This is a genomic window from Enterococcus sp. LJL99, from assembly GCF_054871725.1.
Map to the genome: position 1 here is coordinate 158,635 of NZ_JBTXLT010000006.1, position 16,306 is coordinate 174,940.

Consider the following 16,306-nt stretch of genomic DNA (forward strand, 5'->3'; position numbering starts at 1 on the left):
TAAACATAAATAATTCAACTTTACATAAGTAATCAAGGCAAAAATGAATGCTTTTCCTTGGTTGCTTTTTTATATTCAAGTAACGGAACTTTTGAACAAAAGTATTTTTCACCCTATTTCGTTGCATCTATTCATTCCATAAATAAGGAGACGTTCAAAATGCGTAAACAAACTATTTTTAATGCCCTTTTTCGACTCATACGTTTTTTATTGATTGTATTCGTTGGTTTTTTAGTATACAAGGCCTTATTTCAAACGATTTTAACAAAACAAATCCATATTTTCGCCTATATTTTCTTTTGGCTCTTTAGTTCTTATTTGATTCTGCCTTTTATTAATAAAATCATTACGGGCCGCTATCTTCCTGATTATTTCATTGGTCGTTCAAGAACAAGTGACGGCTTGCTGGGTGATCCGATTAATCTGGCCTTTTATGGTGAAAAAGAAGCCCTTACTGAGTTATTCATTCGTGCAGGCTGGACCAAAGCTGAGCCATTGTCTTTATCTTCTTCGGTTCAAATGATTATTGCAAGTGTTTTTGGTCGCTCCTATCCCAGCGCACCAGTTAGTTCTTTGTTTTTGTTTGGACAGCGTCAAGAGTTAGCCTTTGAAAAAGAAATCAATAATAACCCTAGACGAAGACATCACGTACGTATTTGGCGTACCCCTCAAAATTGGTACTTGCCTGGTGGTGCGCAAGCTGATTGGCTTGGCGCTGCTACCTATGATAAAAAAGTTGGTTTTTCAATTTTCACAGGTCAAGTAACACATAAAATTAATTCAGATATCGATGATGAGCGCGATTTTGTTTTATCAACATTTAAACAAACGAATTGCCAATTTTCAATAAGAATTATTGAACACTTTACAACTAGTTTTCACGGACGAAATGGTGGCGGTGATGAAATTTATACCGATGGAGCATTGCCGTTTATTACGATTAAAACCAAAACTACTACCACTGAATCTAAAAAATAGAAACTATTTATTTTACTTACCATCATTCAACTTTAGGAGGAATTTCATGAAATTAAAACTTTTAGATCAGACAAATTATAGTATTATCAAATTCCCAAATCATTTACCACTTCCAAATGAATTTTATACAATTAATGATTTTAAAAGTGTTACTTATACTGCTGAAGAATGCTCAGTCATAGTTCCAGAAAATACAATTGATACTAGTGAGGCATTAGCGGTTAATAAAGACTGGTGTATCATTCAAATCGTAGGAGAACTTGATTTTTCATTGGTTGGTATTCTAACTCAATTAGCCAATCCATTAGCTGAAAATAATATCTCTATCTTTGCTGTTTCTACTTATATGACTGATTTTTTGTTGATTAAAAACCAAGATAAACTGAACGCATTGACTGTTTTAAAAAAAGCTGGCCATTCATTTTAAGAATACGATAACGTTTACTTCTTCGTTTGCCAATACCTGCTTAGATTCAGTTAAAAATAAAATCAAGCTTATTAACAAAAATTAAATGCATTGACTTTGTTAATAAGCTCGATTTTAACTATAGCTTAAATTATTTTTTAAACACAGCTTTATGAAAATCACTTGATTTTTTCGCTAAAAAGTAGGTATACCCGCCACTAGTTGAGGCAATTAAAGCCCAAATCGACCAACCTGTATTTTCATCGCCTATACGTAGGGACGAAAGAACCTCTCTAGCAGCTTCCTTAATGATTTCAGAAAAAATCAAATTTTTATCTATCGCTACATGCTCAACCAACAACTCAATCAAAAATTGAACAACTAAAATCAACGTCCAACCACAAAGATAAACAATTCCACCTTTTGCTGTCACCATTTTTTTGTAGATGGGATGTTCAATTCCCTCAGTATCTTTAAAATAAGAGATTTCTTTCGTTTCAAGTCTAACTTGTGTATATTTCGCCTGAAAATAGCTGATGATTCCGCCAATACCCATAATGATTAATAATTCTACTATTGATTGAACCGTCCACTCAAATTTCATTATTAATGACCCAATTGTAAAAATCGGAATCAAAACATAGTTCCACCGTGTTACTTCGTTATACTCAAATTGTTCTCGAATAAAGTATACAAAAAAAAGCATAACCAATAAATCCATTTTTACCCCACCGATTTTTAGTATTTTTTACTCCTTTAGTATACAACGTTCGTTTCATATTTCAACTACTTATACTTACACTAAATACAAACAATGGAAATAAAAAAAAGAGCCTGTTATACTAAAGATATTAATCTAGATAGGAGACCTTAGCGTATGGAGGACTTAGCACATAATATTTTAGAACAACTAATTCCTTATTTTGATTTAGCCATTTTAGCACTGAATATTTTTTCAATCGTTGTTTTAATTTGGGGCGTTATTATCGCAGGTATTGATTTTGTTAAAAGTGAACGGACCAATCGCAATCGAATTGTCATGACTAAACAAAATAATTTCATTAAAAGTTTTCTTGGCAGTTATATTTTACTAAGTTTAGAAATTTTAATTGCAGCAGACATCATCGAATCAATCATTAAACCAACCTTTCAAGACATCTTTAAATTAGGCATTTTAGTTATTATTCGTACTGTCATTTCTTACTTCTTACATAAAGAGATTGACGATGTCTTAAAAGATCAAGAAAACCAAGACCAATCTGATACGAATCAAAAGTAAGTAAAACAAGTTAGCGTATGTATAAAAACAATGGATACCTTCAAAGTTCACAAAATTTTGGAGTAATCAAGAAATCAAACGCAACTCACTTTCAAAAACAGAATATCCGAAAATAGAGCGTCGTGTTCCTAATCAGAAAAGTTTCCTTAGCACACGACGCTCTTAAAAAAAGTAACAACCTCATTCACTTCATACTTTTAGATAAATCCTTTTTCTTTCATTCCTTTTGAATTTATAAATTTAACCATTCCTGTTTTTGCATGACTAAATCCTAATCCAGCATAAAATGGTTCCTTGCCAGGTGAAGCATACAACAAGATATTTATATGCTCAAGATGTTCAATCAATTCATTCACTATTTTAGTTCCCAAACCTTTGCCACGATACTGTTCATCAATCGCAATATCATACAGTCCCCCTTGATAAGCTCCATCACTTAACAAACGACCACAACCAATCAAGGTCTTATCGTCATATAAAAATACAGTCCGGTAACTATTTTCAAATGCCTTTTTATGAAGGTCAGGGGTATAGGTTCCCATACCTGATCGACTAAGTAACTGCATAAGTATGTTCCAATCAACCTCATGACATTCATGTACAACTTGAATCGACATTTTTTCACGTCCTTATTCATCGATAATACGCATTATGCGTTCTCATTTATACTAACATAATTCAATTTCCCTCGAAACTAACAAGATTGGAAGAGCAGTGTTTAGAACGAAGTGATACGCCGAGCGATTGTTTCTACCTGGTTCTTAGAGTTAGATATTCTGTTCCAACTTTCTAATCAAAAAAAGAACGAAACAAGAATTATTTCTACTCTTGCTGCGCTCTTTTTATTCTCAAACTATTATTTGAAATCTAATCTGTCAAAATTCTTTTAAGCTTGCTTAGGAAGATGGGCAAAGGCCACATTCTCTGCTTGTTCCACCGACCAAGTTTGTTTGGCACTATTATAAATCAGTGTTGCTAATTCTGGTTCATTTTTGTATTTAAAATTTTTTGTCTTCCATAACGCATCTTCGACAACATGGATTGGAATTCTGTATTCTTTTCCTTTAACATTCATTTGATCAAAACAAAAAACGACTCCTTCTTGCAAAATCGGTTTCATATTTTTGAGTATATCACTAGCTAATTTTTCAACCGGTACTCCTCGTTGGAAAAATGTTTTACGTTCATTGATTTTTTCCAATACAACCTGACTGATTTTTTCAGACAAAATCCGATAAAATTCTTCAATATAGCGATAATAAATTCTAGTGGTATCATCTATAAATTCAAAAAAAACAAAATTATTTTGTAGTTTATAGAAAAACGGTGAATGTAGACTTGTTTTCATATGTCCAAAGTACAATAATTCCGAAATCTCTAACGGAGTTAACTCTTTTAACATCATAACATCTGAAAAATCAATCCATTTGATTTCTTCATTTGCGCGACGTCTATGAGCCGTTGAAAAAAACTGTTTTACTCTTTCTTCACCGCGAATAATTTTTAACCCACTATGCATATCAAACTCACCTTCGTCAGAAGCCGGATTCAATAAAAGGAGATTCTTTGGTTGATGAACAATGCCGTGGGTAAAGTCACTATGTGTAATACCTTTTGATAGTATTGCATTACTTGTTAAATCAATATGTACATATATTAAATCAAGCACGGCTTCAAATCCTCCTTTTTTTTCCTTATCTACATTTTACATTATTTCACGGATAAAAGCTTGTTTCTTTTCTTTTAAAATTAAATTACAAAGACTAAACAAGTAAGCGCTTTTTTGTTGCAAATTGACTTTTTTTAATAAAAATATGCTTGTAATATTTTTAATTTAATCCTATTACATATTAAGTAATTTTTAATAAATTGAGCTAGGGTTTTCCTTATTTTTATGATAAACTTAACAAAAGAAAAGGAGGGGAGTTATGGCTTCACGCAGAAAACAACCTAAAAAAAGAAAATCCAGAAAAAGAAATTGGTTTATTAATATCCTGCTTTTTCTGTTACTACTGATTGGATTAGCTCTTGTCTTTAACACTCAAATTAGAAATTTCCTCATCCAAAAAAATGGCGATTCTTATGCATTAAAAAATGTTACCCGAGAAGATATTGAAAAAAATGAGAAGGCTGATACGACCTTTGATTTTGGGGCAGTCGAATCCCTAAGTACAGAAGCAGTATTAAGAGCCCAATTTGAAAATAAAAATTTACCAGTAGTCGGCGCGGTAGCATTGCCAAGTGTCAAAATTAATTTACCAATTTTTAGAGGACTAGATAATGTTGTTCTTTTAACGGGTGCTGGCACAATGAAACCTGATCAAGAAATGGGTAAAGGTAATTATGCCCTAGCCAGTCATCGAGTTCAAGATATGGTGTCATTATTTTCACCACTAGAATACGCTCAAGTAGGCGAAATAATTTACATCACAGATCTTTCAAATGTCTACACGTACAAAATTACATATGTTGAAAAAGTTGATCCGTCAAGAGTCGATTTAATCGAAGATGTTCCTGATAAAAAGATGATTACTTTAATTACTTGTGGAGATATGTATGCAACGACACGAATCGCAGTTCAAGGCGAATTAAGCGAGGTCACACCAGCAGATAAAGCCACACCAGACATGATAAAAGCATTCCAAATGGAACAGCTTACCTTATAACTCAAAAAAATCGGCTCTACTTACTAGTAGTTAGCCGATTTTTATTTATGATATTGATTCGTGAATTTTATTCGATGATAGCCATAACGGACTGCCGAGATAAGAAAGACACTTGGATAAAAAATAAGGACAAATAAAAGCCAATCAATCGTATAAACGTCCATAAAAGATACATGATACGTTACGGCATACACTAACGGTAAACTAAATGCTAATAATGCATAATATAGACTGAATACAAACAAACACGATTTATACGAATGGTTCATATTTACACCTCTTTTTTTCCTTCATTCAACTCCACTTCTTTATTGTAATTCTTTTTTTTCGTACAAACATCCATCTCTAGACCGATATTCATACTTTTGGTATCTTTTTTTGTAAATAATCTAACCACGCACTGGTTCCTTTATCTACCATCGTATAAGTTTCTTCAAAATCACCTGTATAATAAGGATCTGGAACTTCTTCTTCAGTCATCCCTTCGACCATAGACATAAATAAGTAAATCTTTTTGGCTTGTTCTTTTGGCGCTAGACGTTTCAAATCCGATACATTGTTATGATCCATTCCAATGATGAAATCATACTTTTCAAAGTCATTGGCTTTAATCTGGCTTGACCGCATACCCGTACAAGAAATATGATGCTTAGCCAATAATTCCTGCGTTCCTCGATGAGGTGCATTTCCGACTTCCCAATGACTAGTCGCAGCAGAATCAACCATGACCTCAGATTGCAAACCAGCCGCTAGTATTTTTTCCTTAAAAACAGCTTCTGCCATCGGTGAACGACAAATATTTCCTAAACAGACAACTAAAACCTTAATCATTTAATCCCTGCTTCCTAATTAGTAGATAAATACTCATTAAATAAACCTTAAAATTTACTACTATTCATTTTCTTGCATATACAATCGGTATGAAAAAAGCTCCACATCTTTCGCTAATCTAAAAAATTGAGTTGCCACTACTAGTGGAGATTCTTGATATTCTTCTAAAATCCAGTTAATCAAAACGCCACTACAACCATATGAAAAGAAACGTCCATAAAACTCTTTATCCTCTGGCAGCAATTGATTTTCTTTGTCCATCTGCTCAAATAATTGAATAAATAAGGCTTTCGTGATTTTTGAAAAACATTTCCTCAATACATTGGAATCTGAATTTACTGTATTATAGTAAAAATCTCCTTTTTCTTTCATAACTTTCAGCATCTTCAATGTCTGCTCTTCCCAGTTATCAATACTTAGGATTGGATCGTTTAAATAGATCAACGCATCATTCAAATAAATCCAACGTAAAAGATCCTCTTTATCTGTAAAATGATAATAAAATGTTTGTCGATTTAAACCAACTTCTTTAGTAATATCTTGAACACTAATTTTGCTATAAATTTTGGTGTTACATAATTCAACTAGTGCAGCAGCAATTGCTTGTTTTGTTACTTGTGATTCGCTCATACTTTCCCTCACTTTTTTAAGATATATTTATCATACCAAAAAAAAATGAAGAAAGTGTAAAAAGAAGATTTTAAATGATAAATCAATGTTATATTTCGTTCTCAATTTTTTTATTAATAGAAAATAAAAAAACTCTTTCACTTGATAAAAAAAGTGTAGTTTTAGCACATTTGCGTATGTTACAATTTGTAGCTGTAGAATATTCCGCTTATCTAATACAATTTTATAAAGGAGGTCATTATGGAAATTGGTTCAAAATTAAAAAGTCATCGAATGGCTCAAAAATTAACGCAAGAGGAAGTTGCTGAAAAACTACATGTTTCTAGAACGACTATTTCTAGTTGGGAAACAGGACGAACATTTCCCGATATCGAAAAACTGATTTATTTGAGTGATTTATATGATTTATCTTTGGATCAGCTGATCAGAGAGGAGCCTATCGTCATGGAAACAATTATTAAAGAAAGGAAAACACTAAAAAGATATCAACTACTAAAAATAATCGGTATTACTATTGTAACGTTATTCATCATCTATAATATCTATTGGTTTGCCGAAATCTTCCCAAAGAATAAACAATTATCTAGTTGGGAACATACCGAAGCTAATAATTACTTAGAAAAAGATGGGTACACGTTTCAAGCGCACGATATAAAATATCCTATGTTTTTACCGAATAGAAATATTCCTGTCGCTACTTTTAGAGGATCAAAATTCGATATCACTATTGATGGTAATTCTGCTTACATTGGTGTATTCGATGTTCCAAGAAATACACTTGAAATCCCTAAAGATACTCAAATGTTGGTTAAATTTGATAGAAAAACGGGCCTTAATTCTATCGAAAAGATCATGGGTACTTTAACAATAAAAGAAATGCGAGCGCTAATAGCCGACAATCAAAAAGAATTTGATCAAGCGTATTCAGCGACCGAAGTAGTTTGGAAAGACGTGAATAAAAAATAAATCCTACCCGAAAAAATTGATTCTTTTATACTCTAAAGCAAAAAACATCCCTAAACAGGATATTTTTCGCTTTAGAGCTATTTTTCACTAAAACTAGTCAAAAAATTCTAGTTTCTAAAATACTCTTCTGTTTCAACGTAATAAACATTCTAGTAACCAGTAACTTTTCTTCGCAATGCTTCAATCATCGTTGAATAATCAACTTTAGCAAAATCAGTGACATCCACTTCATACAGCTCTCCTAACTGGAAAGAGTTATATTGTCTGGCTTCAATAATTTCTTTAAAACTTTCTTTAGTAATTAAATTTGTCGCTTGGCTTCGATCATCTAATTGATCCCCAAAATGATACTGTTGCATAATATGACTCAAGTGTCTATCTGGCTCAATATCTCTTTTTTTTCGTCGTTTCCATAAAACTTCAAAATTTGCGACTAAACGAATGGTAATCGGTTCGTACTTATATTGATTTACTAATTCTTCAAGTTTAGCTTTTTGCTTCTCACTAAAAGGATATTCTGAGACAATTACTCGTTTGCCCGCCTCCATATATAATGCTAATACACTGTAATAAAAGCGCCAGACGCGTTTTTCAAGTTGGGCTTTTGCGGCTAAGGAATCAAATCCTACAGAATCGGCAAAAATTTCTTTCCCTTCATCTGGCGTAATTAAAAACAAGTCAGGCAGTTCTTTTTTTAATTGTTGAATCAAAAAAGTTTTTCCTGTTGCCGGACTCCCCGCTAATAAAATCAAGTATTTTTTCATTTGTTAGTCAATCCTAACAGGGCTAGTAGTATTCATAAACAATCCAATTTTGTGTTTAACAATCTCTTTACAGCGTTCATTTGCTGGAATCACATTATAGCGTAACGATTGATTGACTGTTGTTTCACCAAAACTTGCTTTCGCGGCTTCAGTCCAGTTGACTAACAATTCTGTTCCAACATTAAATTTACGAATACCATTATTGATTAACTCAGGATAATCTTCTTCTTTTACCCCGGTTCCCCCATGGATTACCAGTGGAATATCAACAACTGAGTGAATTTCTTTTAGCAACGGAATATTGACGTCTGTTTTTGATTTAAATTGACCATGATTGGTTCCAATCGCAATCGCTAGAGCATCGACACCTGTTTCCTTAACAAAAATAACGGCATCCTCTGGTTTCGTATATACTTTATCATTTTCCGCTACATGGATTCCTTCTTCTGTCCCACCGATTGTTCCTAACTCTCCTTCGACCGAAACACCATGCTTATGTGCGTACTCGACAACTGCTCTTGTTTTTAAAATATTTTCTTTGAAGGGTAAATGAGATCCGTCATACATAACTGAAGTATATCCGCTGTCAATCGCTTCTTTAATATCATCAAAATTTCTCGCATGATCTAAATGTAAAACAGCATCAACCATTTCAGTATCCGCAATCGTTTTAACGACAGAAACTAATACATGATACCCAATATATTTAGCTGTATCCACACTTGTTTGAATGATGATTGGCGCGCCCATTTCTTTCGCTGCAGCCAGCATCTCTGGTAACATCTCCAAGTTATGGGTGTTAAAAGCTCCTACCGTAAAATTCAATTCACTTGCTGTTTTTGTCACGTCTTTTAAAGTTGTATACATCTATGTTCCCTCCACTTATTATTTTACTGACCACTGATTGTTACTTTTTTGGCAATTTGCCGCATTTCATCCATTTTACTCATCCAAAGATCAATCGCTTCACCATCCCCTGCTTTAGCAGCAGCCGCTCTTTTTTGATTGTACAAATGCATCAATTTTTTATAGCCTTTACCGATACTATTTTTGTATGAAAGACTTTTTTCTAACGCATCAATCGCTGGATTTTCTTCATTCAATTCACTATATAATAGTCCTAATTCCTCATATTTCTCAGCTAAAGAAGAATGTGTTGCTTCATCTGCTGGTTCTAATTCACGTATTTGAATTGTTAATTGTTCAATGGAGGCGCGTAGTTCATTTTTTTCTGCTTCGCTTAATGATTTCTCTGCAATTTCTTCTTTCGGACTACTTTTTTTCTTTTTAAATAAATCAAACATATGATTTCCTCCTTCGCTTTAAAATGCTTTTAAAATCGGACTAATAATCCACGCATAAATTAACGCAACTACTACTGTATCAACATCCGTCGCCGTCGCATTTACAAAGCCCATACTATTAAAAATAGTGACTAACAACGCGGGAAGCAATGTAATAAAAAAGCCGTGCGCAATGCCGCCAATAATCGCCCCTCGTCTACCACCTACAGCATTCCCAAATATCCCAGCCGTACCACCAGCAAAGAAATTGGTCAGCATTCCTGGTAAAATCATCGCCAAACCAAAAGTTGGTAAGACAAACATCGCAATAATTGTCCCGATTGTTGTTGTTATAAAACCAAGTATTACCGCATTCGGACTATACGGGAAAAAGACTGGACAGTCCAAGGCCGGAATTGCATTGGGTACTAGTTTCATCGCGATTCCTCGGAAAGCTGGCACAATTTCTCCTAATAATAGTCGCACTCCTGCTAATAAGACATACACACCAACAACAAATTGAATCGCTTGAATAAATGCATACATAATATAGTTTTGATTTCCAGATAATGTACTTCCAAATGATTCGCCTGCAAAAAGTGCGGTAATAATATAAAGAGGAACCATGACCACCATCACTGATAGATACGTATCTTGCAGAAATTCAAATGCTTTGGGTAATTTTAAGTCTTCCACTGATTTTTTATTTTCTCCGCGTTCACCAAAAACCCATGCTACACCTGCTTCAAATAAGTAACCGATTGTACAAAAATGCCCCAGAGCAATATCATTGGAATCCGTTACTTTTCGAATAATTGGTTGAGCAATTGCTGGCATCGCTACTGCAAAAATCCCGCCAATAATCCCACCAACCAAAATCAAAGTGAAGCCTCTCAATCCTGCAAAAAAACCAAAGACGGTTGTCATCGTTGCCATCCATAGAATCGCTTGACCAGTCAAGAAAATATATTTCCATTTGGTAAAACGAGCAATCAAAATATTAACGATAAAAATGGCTAAAAAGGTCAGCGCGATATCTCGTCCCAATCCAAGTTCATTCATCGCTTGACCATTGATTGCTTCAATTGACGGAATGATTCCTTGCATTTTAAATCCTTCTGTAAAAATTTGCCCAAAATAAGTTAAACTACCAACAATAATGCCAGAACCTGCACTTAACACTTGAAACCCTAATAATGTTTTTAATGACCCTGATAACACTTGTCCAACGGATTTCTTTTGTAGAATCAACCCTAACATTGCAATCAAACTGATTGTGATTGATGCTTGCGTCAAAATATTATCAATAATAAAATTCACGACACCCATTCTTTTGTCCTCCTAGTTGATAAGTTATTTTTTACTGATTTTTATACCAATGCTCCTTTTGCTTTTAAAACTGGTGTTAATTTTTCATCGATTTCTACTTTGGAAACAATATTTTTTAAGTAGATAATCGCTGTTTTTTCTTCATCAATCGTAAATTTTTCAAATTGCTTCTCAAAATTTTGTGCAGTGATAATGATATCAGGTTGCATCGAAACTGCCGAAGAAATGTCCGTATGCTCTAATTTCGCTTCCACTCCTTTTAAATTCAAGACATCCTCAGTTGCCATTTGAGCGGCAAAACTACTACCTAGTCCTGCGCCACATACAAATAAAATATTCAATTTTTTCATTTTCCTTGCTCCTATCTATTTTTTATTTTTCTTACTCGTATAAAATGGTTTGAAATTCTTGTACTGATAAACATTCAGCTAAACGCTCAATTTTTTCTTCATCATTAATCAAATTGATGAGACTTTTCATAATATTTAAATGTGAATAAGAATCTACTGCCGCCAAACAAAAAATGATTTTTACCGGATCATTCGTTGTATTTCCAAATGAAACAGGTTCAGCAAAAGTGGCGACACTAATCCCTAATTTATTTACCCCATCTTCTGGTCTCGCGTGTGCTAGTGCCAAATGTTTGCCAATCACAATATATGGCCCAAATTCTTTAACTGAGGCAATCATGGCTTCAACATAACCTGGTTCGATGATTTGCTCTTTTAGCAATGGTACAGAAACTTCTCGGATCGCTTCTTGCCAATCGGTACATGTTTCATTCAACAAAATGTCACTAGCTTTTAAAATATCTTTTAACATAGGTTGAATCTCCTTCGTATTTATTTTTAATTGACGTTCATCAAATAATTGCTCAACACTTTGATAAATATCGTTTGTGACATTTCCACCACTTTCTTCAATAATTTTCAAAACCCTATGAAAAAAAAGAGTGGCTTCGTTAGACTGATTGACTAAACGCTTCAATTGAGCATAATCTTCTAAAAATGCTTGGATATTTTTCTTGTTGACTTCTTTGATGATTGGCTCTAAAACTAGTACAGGCTTCGTTTGGTATTCAATGGGGAGCGTTGAAAAGATAAGATCGATATCTAATTTATCAATAATAGATAACTCACCTGAACTAAGAACGGCAATAATCTCAACCGGAAATTGTTCTTTCAAGTTTTCAGCTAATAGTTTCCCCGTTGCTAATCCATGGTTACATACAACAACAGCTTTATAAACATAGCTATACTCCTGCTTCATCTCGCTAACAGAGGTCGAAAAATGAATCGTTAAAAAGGCAATTTCATCTTCAATCAGCTCTTTTTTCGAAATACATTCAATAACGGGTGAAAAACGTTCAACTGCCAAGTAAATAGCGCCATAAGTCTGTTTTACATTTTCCTTTAAAGGATTGATAATTTGGATATCTCCCTTCATTCGATTCATCAATCCTAGTAAATGCTTGTAAAGCCCTTCGTGTAAAGCTTCTTCTTTTCTCGAAAAAGGAATTTTGGTTTCTTTTTCCACATGTTGAATCATTTGAATCGCTACTAATTGTGCTTGAACCCATTCAATTGAGTGACTTCTTGTTCGATTATTAAACGTTCCCAACATAAAAACTAAATAGTTCAATTCTGTAGCAGAAGGAGCTAAGGCTAACTCACTGCATAAATCAACAACAAACGTCCGAATTTCACTTTGAACAGTTTCATGATGATTCGCATGAAATGTCGTTTCTGCAATAATATTCTGCCTTAAATAACGACCTAACCACACAGCTGTGAATAATACTAATTGATTGCGATAAATATCTTCTCTTGTTGAGACCGATTGATTGTATACGCTATCAATTCGTTGGAAAATTTCTTTGGGAAGATACGTAAATAATAGCTTTTCCATTTGATTACCATCATCTACATTGTTTCCCCAATCATTTAAAAGTCCGATTGATTTGTTAATCACATCATAAATCATGGTTCGAATTACTCGTTCAGTTCCTTTTAAAACAATTCCTTGTTTCGGAATACTCAACACCTCAATACCATATTCAGCTAAAATAATTCTAACCCTGCGCATATCCTCATCCATCGTACTTTTGGAAATCTGATAACTTGCTTCTTTTTGATATAACCATATTTTTTCTTCAGCTAAAGCGAAAGATAAAATCAAGTCAAAAATCCGTTCTTCCCTACTTAGATAATCAGGATCACTACGCTCAATAAGTAGTTGAAGTAATTGCTTTTTTTCTACTTCATTAACTGCTAAGGTCATTCCACGATTTCGAATCGTTTGAAGTTCTGATAATTCGTTTGCTAAAAGCCACTCATTGATCGTTTTAATTTCATTACGAAGTGTTCGGTCGCTAATATTGAATTCGGCTCCCAACTCGCTAAGTGTTAGTGGATAGTTTGAGTGAATAAAACGGATAAAAATTTGCGCTGTCCGATCTTTCATAATCATTCTCCCCTTATCTGGTTTTATTATACGATTCAATTTTACCGTTCGTTAGTAGATGTTTCTGCAATAAAAGATTGCAACTTTGTAAACGCAATCAAAAAATAGCACGAACATCTTTTTTGATGTTAATCAAAGTCTTATAATTGCACAATCTTTATGCTTCATTAATCTAGAATGAAGTTCATTCTTAATAGATACAAAAAAATAGTAGCCTACCACTTTATCAGTGGTAAAGGCTACTATTTTTAATTCATTATTTTATTCAAACATTCCGCACACTAAACAAAATCGACTATTTATTTTTTCTCTACAAATTTAGACGATTGTTCTCCTGCTTGACGACCAAAGACCATAATATCTGCTACAGCATTTCCGCCAATACGGTTTTGACCGTGGATTCCACCAGTTACTTCACCTGCTGCATATAATCCAGGGATTGTGCTACCGTCTTCTTTTAGAACTTGTGTATCTGTATTGATTTTAACGCCACCCATTGTATGGTGGATTCCTGGTGCGATTTTAATTGCATAGTAAGGACCAGTAGTTAGGTCATAATCCATTGCTGTTTCACGACCAAATTCATTATCTTTTTTGTCTTTTACATTTTTATTCCATGTATCTAATGTTTCTTTCAATGTTTCTGGTGTCATATCGATTTTCTTCGCTAATTCTTCAATTGTATCAGCTTTTACAACAACACCTTGTTCTTCATAATATTCAACTTGTTTTGCACGTTTAGCTAACGCATCATCAAAAATTAAATACGCATATTTTTCAGGTAACGCAGTTTCAGCTGCTGAAACATTATCACGTGTTTCTAATTCATTAACAAAACGTTTTCCTTGTTGATTTACAAGAATTGCGCCTTCTCCACGAACTGTTTCACTGATTAACATACCAGAATCTTGAACAACCGTTGGATGCACTTGAATTTGATCCATATCAACTGTCGCGCCACCAAGTTTTTCAATCATCTTGATGCCATCACCTGTACTACCTTCAGAAGTCGTACTAACATATCCTTTTAAATCAGGACGATACTCAGTAATCATTTCTTGATTCGAACCAAAACCACCAGTCGTTACAACTACTGCATCACCTTTGATTTCTTTTTTCTTCCCGTCAACCATTACTTCAACGCCAGTAACTTTACCATCTTTTTCATTGATCTCAGTTACATCAGAATTAACAAATAACGGAATAGATTGTTCTTGAATATTACGCATTAAACCATCTACCAAATAAGTTCCTACAGCCGAACCATCTGCTGGACGGTGAATTCTTTTTACACTAGCTCCACCACTATAACTAATATTATTCAACGTGATGCCCATTGAATCTAACCAATCAATAGCAGAAGCAGAATTATCTACTAAATATCTTAATAACTCTTGATTGTTTGTTCCTTTACCGCCTTTTAAAGTATCATCAAAGAATTGATCATTGCTGTCTTCAATTCCTTGTTCTTTTTGGAATTTGGTTTCAGAAGCGTTCATTCCTCCAGAAGATTTCAACGTATTTCCACCAGCAACAGGTAATTTTTCTAAAATTACAGGATTTTTACCCGCTTCTTTGGCAGAAAGCGCCGCAGCCATTCCAGCTCCACCAGCACCTACGATGATAATATCGTATTCATCTTTCATTTCACTTGGGTTTGCATACTCAAATTGAGAGGCCCCAGTCACTGCTTCTGTACTTTCTTTTGTTTCTTTCGTTTTCCCTGTTGAATCACTTGTCGCTTTTTTATCTGCTCCACAAGCACTCAATAGTAGTGTTGACATCAAACAAATAGTAATCTTTTTCACAAAATTCTTGTTCATAATTCTCCCCCTTATCTCTTTACCACGTTCAATATACTATAACGAGAAACACTTTTCAACAGTAATTAAATAATTTTTTCACAAAGATTGAGGTTGATTAAAATAATCTTATATTATACTTATCTCTCTATAATTTAGCAAAATAGACATAAGATTAGCTATTTTTTTCAATTAGATAATAAAAATAATCAACTATTTTGATTAAGATTTCTCTTCATCATTAATTTTTATTATCCTCCTTTACTGTATAATCAGTCATTCCTAATATATTACCAAATGTATCTTTAAATTCTACTGATACTCCTGTTCCAATTTGAAAAGGCTTTGATAAAAATGTAACGCCTGCTTCTTTAAGCCGTTTGTATTCTTTTTGCGTATCTTCAACAACAAACCAAATAGTCGGCTTCTGCTCTGGAAATTTTTTTATGTCTTTCAATATAATTGCTGGTTCTTCATCACCAACAGAAAAGGCAACCATACCGCATGATATAAAATTGAACTTTTCTTTCAATCCAATTTTTTTGTAAAATTCTATCGATTCATCCATGTTGTTGGTTGGTAAAAAATAATTATCATAACTTTTCATCTGTTGATTCCTCCATTTTTTATGAAATAGTTATATTCACCTTTTAGCGCAACTAAGAAGAAATTTCCGAAAATAACTGGAAAATCAAAAAAATTTATTATGGACGCCGAAGGATTTCTATTTGTGGATCTTCAAATTTTTGTCAATCGAGTAGATATCGAATAACAGCTAAAATCGACTAATTGCGCGAAACTACAGTTATTACACTCTTTGCAAAGGAAAAAAACAGATTTGAACGTCTATTATTGGCTTACAATATCCTCCTAAATCAACTATCAAAACAACTTAAAGGAACTTTAGCA

19 protein-coding genes are annotated in these 16,306 nt (G+C 33.6%); 5 read left to right on the forward strand and 14 right to left on the reverse strand.

The window, feature by feature from the left end:
- Nucleotides 1-159 precede the first annotated feature (159 nt).
- Together ACYSNW_RS10850 and ACYSNW_RS10855 are read left to right on the forward strand one after the other, a co-directional pair.
- The gene (locus ACYSNW_RS10850) at nucleotides 160-978 is read left to right on the forward strand and encodes an LssY C-terminal domain-containing protein (RefSeq protein WP_461744519.1); all 819 of its coding nucleotides are present in this window, start codon (nucleotides 160-162) and stop codon (nucleotides 976-978) included.
- 46 nt (nucleotides 979-1,024) lie between these two features.
- Nucleotides 1,025-1,405 (forward strand): ACT domain-containing protein, encoded by a 381-nt coding sequence (locus tag ACYSNW_RS10855; protein WP_461744520.1) that lies wholly within the window; start codon nucleotides 1,025-1,027, stop codon nucleotides 1,403-1,405.
- A gap of 130 nt (nucleotides 1,406-1,535) precedes the next feature.
- Here the strand turns inward: ACYSNW_RS10855 and ACYSNW_RS10860 are convergent, their stop codons facing one another.
- Complete coding sequence (locus tag ACYSNW_RS10860; RefSeq protein ID WP_461744521.1) at nucleotides 1,536-2,105, reverse strand: hypothetical protein; 570 nt, start codon at nucleotides 2,103-2,105, stop codon at nucleotides 1,536-1,538.
- A 156-nt stretch (nucleotides 2,106-2,261) separates the two neighbouring features.
- Between ACYSNW_RS10860 and ACYSNW_RS10865 the strand changes: the two genes are divergently transcribed.
- Entirely contained in the window at nucleotides 2,262-2,663 is a 402-nt protein-coding gene (locus tag ACYSNW_RS10865) for a DUF1622 domain-containing protein (RefSeq protein ID WP_461744522.1), read from the forward strand.
- 197 nt (nucleotides 2,664-2,860) lie between these two features.
- Here the strand turns inward: ACYSNW_RS10865 and ACYSNW_RS10870 are convergent, their stop codons facing one another.
- Both ACYSNW_RS10870 and ACYSNW_RS10875 read right to left on the reverse strand, forming a co-directional pair.
- Nucleotides 2,861-3,280, reverse strand: coding sequence for a GNAT family N-acetyltransferase (locus ACYSNW_RS10870; RefSeq protein WP_461744523.1), 420 nt, complete (start codon nucleotides 3,278-3,280; stop codon nucleotides 2,861-2,863).
- 269 nt (nucleotides 3,281-3,549) lie between these two features.
- Nucleotides 3,550-4,332: a hypothetical protein gene (locus tag ACYSNW_RS10875; protein ID WP_461744524.1), complete on the reverse strand. Its 783-nt coding sequence runs from the start codon at nucleotides 4,330-4,332 to the stop codon at nucleotides 3,550-3,552.
- A gap of 259 nt (nucleotides 4,333-4,591) precedes the next feature.
- Here ACYSNW_RS10875 and ACYSNW_RS10880 point away from each other — a divergent pair, with 259 nt between their 5' ends.
- Entirely contained in the window at nucleotides 4,592-5,329 is a 738-nt protein-coding gene (locus tag ACYSNW_RS10880; RefSeq protein WP_461744525.1) for a class A sortase, read from the forward strand.
- Nucleotides 5,330-5,370: 41 nt separating this feature from the next.
- Here ACYSNW_RS10880 and ACYSNW_RS10885 read toward each other — a convergent pair whose 3' ends face one another.
- The 3 genes from ACYSNW_RS10885 to ACYSNW_RS10895 form a co-directional block, all read right to left on the reverse strand.
- On the reverse strand, nucleotides 5,371-5,598 hold the full coding sequence (locus tag ACYSNW_RS10885) for a hypothetical protein (RefSeq protein WP_461744526.1): 228 nt from the start codon (nucleotides 5,596-5,598) through the stop codon (nucleotides 5,371-5,373).
- A gap of 88 nt (nucleotides 5,599-5,686) precedes the next feature.
- Entirely contained in the window at nucleotides 5,687-6,160 is a 474-nt protein-coding gene (locus tag ACYSNW_RS10890; protein ID WP_461744527.1) for a low molecular weight protein-tyrosine-phosphatase, read from the reverse strand.
- A gap of 60 nt (nucleotides 6,161-6,220) precedes the next feature.
- Nucleotides 6,221-6,790 carry a TetR/AcrR family transcriptional regulator gene (locus ACYSNW_RS10895; protein WP_461744528.1) on the reverse strand — a complete coding sequence of 190 codons (570 nt, stop codon included), beginning with the start codon at nucleotides 6,788-6,790 and terminating at the stop codon, nucleotides 6,221-6,223.
- Nucleotides 6,791-7,030: 240 nt separating this feature from the next.
- Between ACYSNW_RS10895 and ACYSNW_RS10900 the strand changes: the two genes are divergently transcribed.
- Nucleotides 7,031-7,756 carry a helix-turn-helix domain-containing protein gene (locus ACYSNW_RS10900; RefSeq protein WP_461744529.1) on the forward strand — a complete coding sequence of 242 codons (726 nt, stop codon included), beginning with the start codon at nucleotides 7,031-7,033 and terminating at the stop codon, nucleotides 7,754-7,756.
- Nucleotides 7,757-7,905: 149 nt separating this feature from the next.
- Here ACYSNW_RS10900 and ACYSNW_RS10905 read toward each other — a convergent pair whose 3' ends face one another.
- From ACYSNW_RS10905 to ACYSNW_RS10940, 8 genes are all read right to left on the reverse strand, one after another.
- Nucleotides 7,906-8,520: an AAA family ATPase gene (locus tag ACYSNW_RS10905; RefSeq protein WP_461744530.1), complete on the reverse strand. Its 615-nt coding sequence runs from the start codon at nucleotides 8,518-8,520 to the stop codon at nucleotides 7,906-7,908.
- A 3-nt stretch (nucleotides 8,521-8,523) separates the two neighbouring features.
- Nucleotides 8,524-9,387, reverse strand: a complete 864-nt coding sequence (locus ACYSNW_RS10910) for a class II fructose-bisphosphate aldolase (protein ID WP_461744531.1) — start codon at nucleotides 9,385-9,387, stop codon at nucleotides 8,524-8,526.
- Nucleotides 9,388-9,410: 23 nt separating this feature from the next.
- On the reverse strand, nucleotides 9,411-9,824 hold the full coding sequence (locus tag ACYSNW_RS10915) for a tetratricopeptide repeat protein (RefSeq protein ID WP_461744532.1): 414 nt from the start codon (nucleotides 9,822-9,824) through the stop codon (nucleotides 9,411-9,413).
- A gap of 18 nt (nucleotides 9,825-9,842) precedes the next feature.
- Nucleotides 9,843-11,132 carry a PTS sugar transporter subunit IIC gene (locus ACYSNW_RS10920; protein ID WP_461744533.1) on the reverse strand — a complete coding sequence of 430 codons (1,290 nt, stop codon included), beginning with the start codon at nucleotides 11,130-11,132 and terminating at the stop codon, nucleotides 9,843-9,845.
- A 41-nt stretch (nucleotides 11,133-11,173) separates the two neighbouring features.
- Entirely contained in the window at nucleotides 11,174-11,482 is a 309-nt protein-coding gene (locus tag ACYSNW_RS10925; RefSeq protein WP_461744534.1) for a PTS sugar transporter subunit IIB, read from the reverse strand.
- A 31-nt stretch (nucleotides 11,483-11,513) separates the two neighbouring features.
- A complete protein-coding gene (locus ACYSNW_RS10930) occupies nucleotides 11,514-13,595 on the reverse strand; it encodes a BglG family transcription antiterminator (RefSeq protein ID WP_461744535.1) in 2,082 nt (693 codons plus the stop codon).
- Between the two features lie 299 nt (nucleotides 13,596-13,894).
- Nucleotides 13,895-15,418, reverse strand: coding sequence for a flavocytochrome c (locus tag ACYSNW_RS10935; RefSeq protein WP_461744536.1), 1,524 nt, complete (start codon nucleotides 15,416-15,418; stop codon nucleotides 13,895-13,897).
- 220 nt (nucleotides 15,419-15,638) lie between these two features.
- Nucleotides 15,639-16,004 carry a VOC family protein gene (locus ACYSNW_RS10940; RefSeq protein ID WP_461744537.1) on the reverse strand — a complete coding sequence of 122 codons (366 nt, stop codon included), beginning with the start codon at nucleotides 16,002-16,004 and terminating at the stop codon, nucleotides 15,639-15,641.
- Nucleotides 16,005-16,306 lie beyond the last annotated feature (302 nt).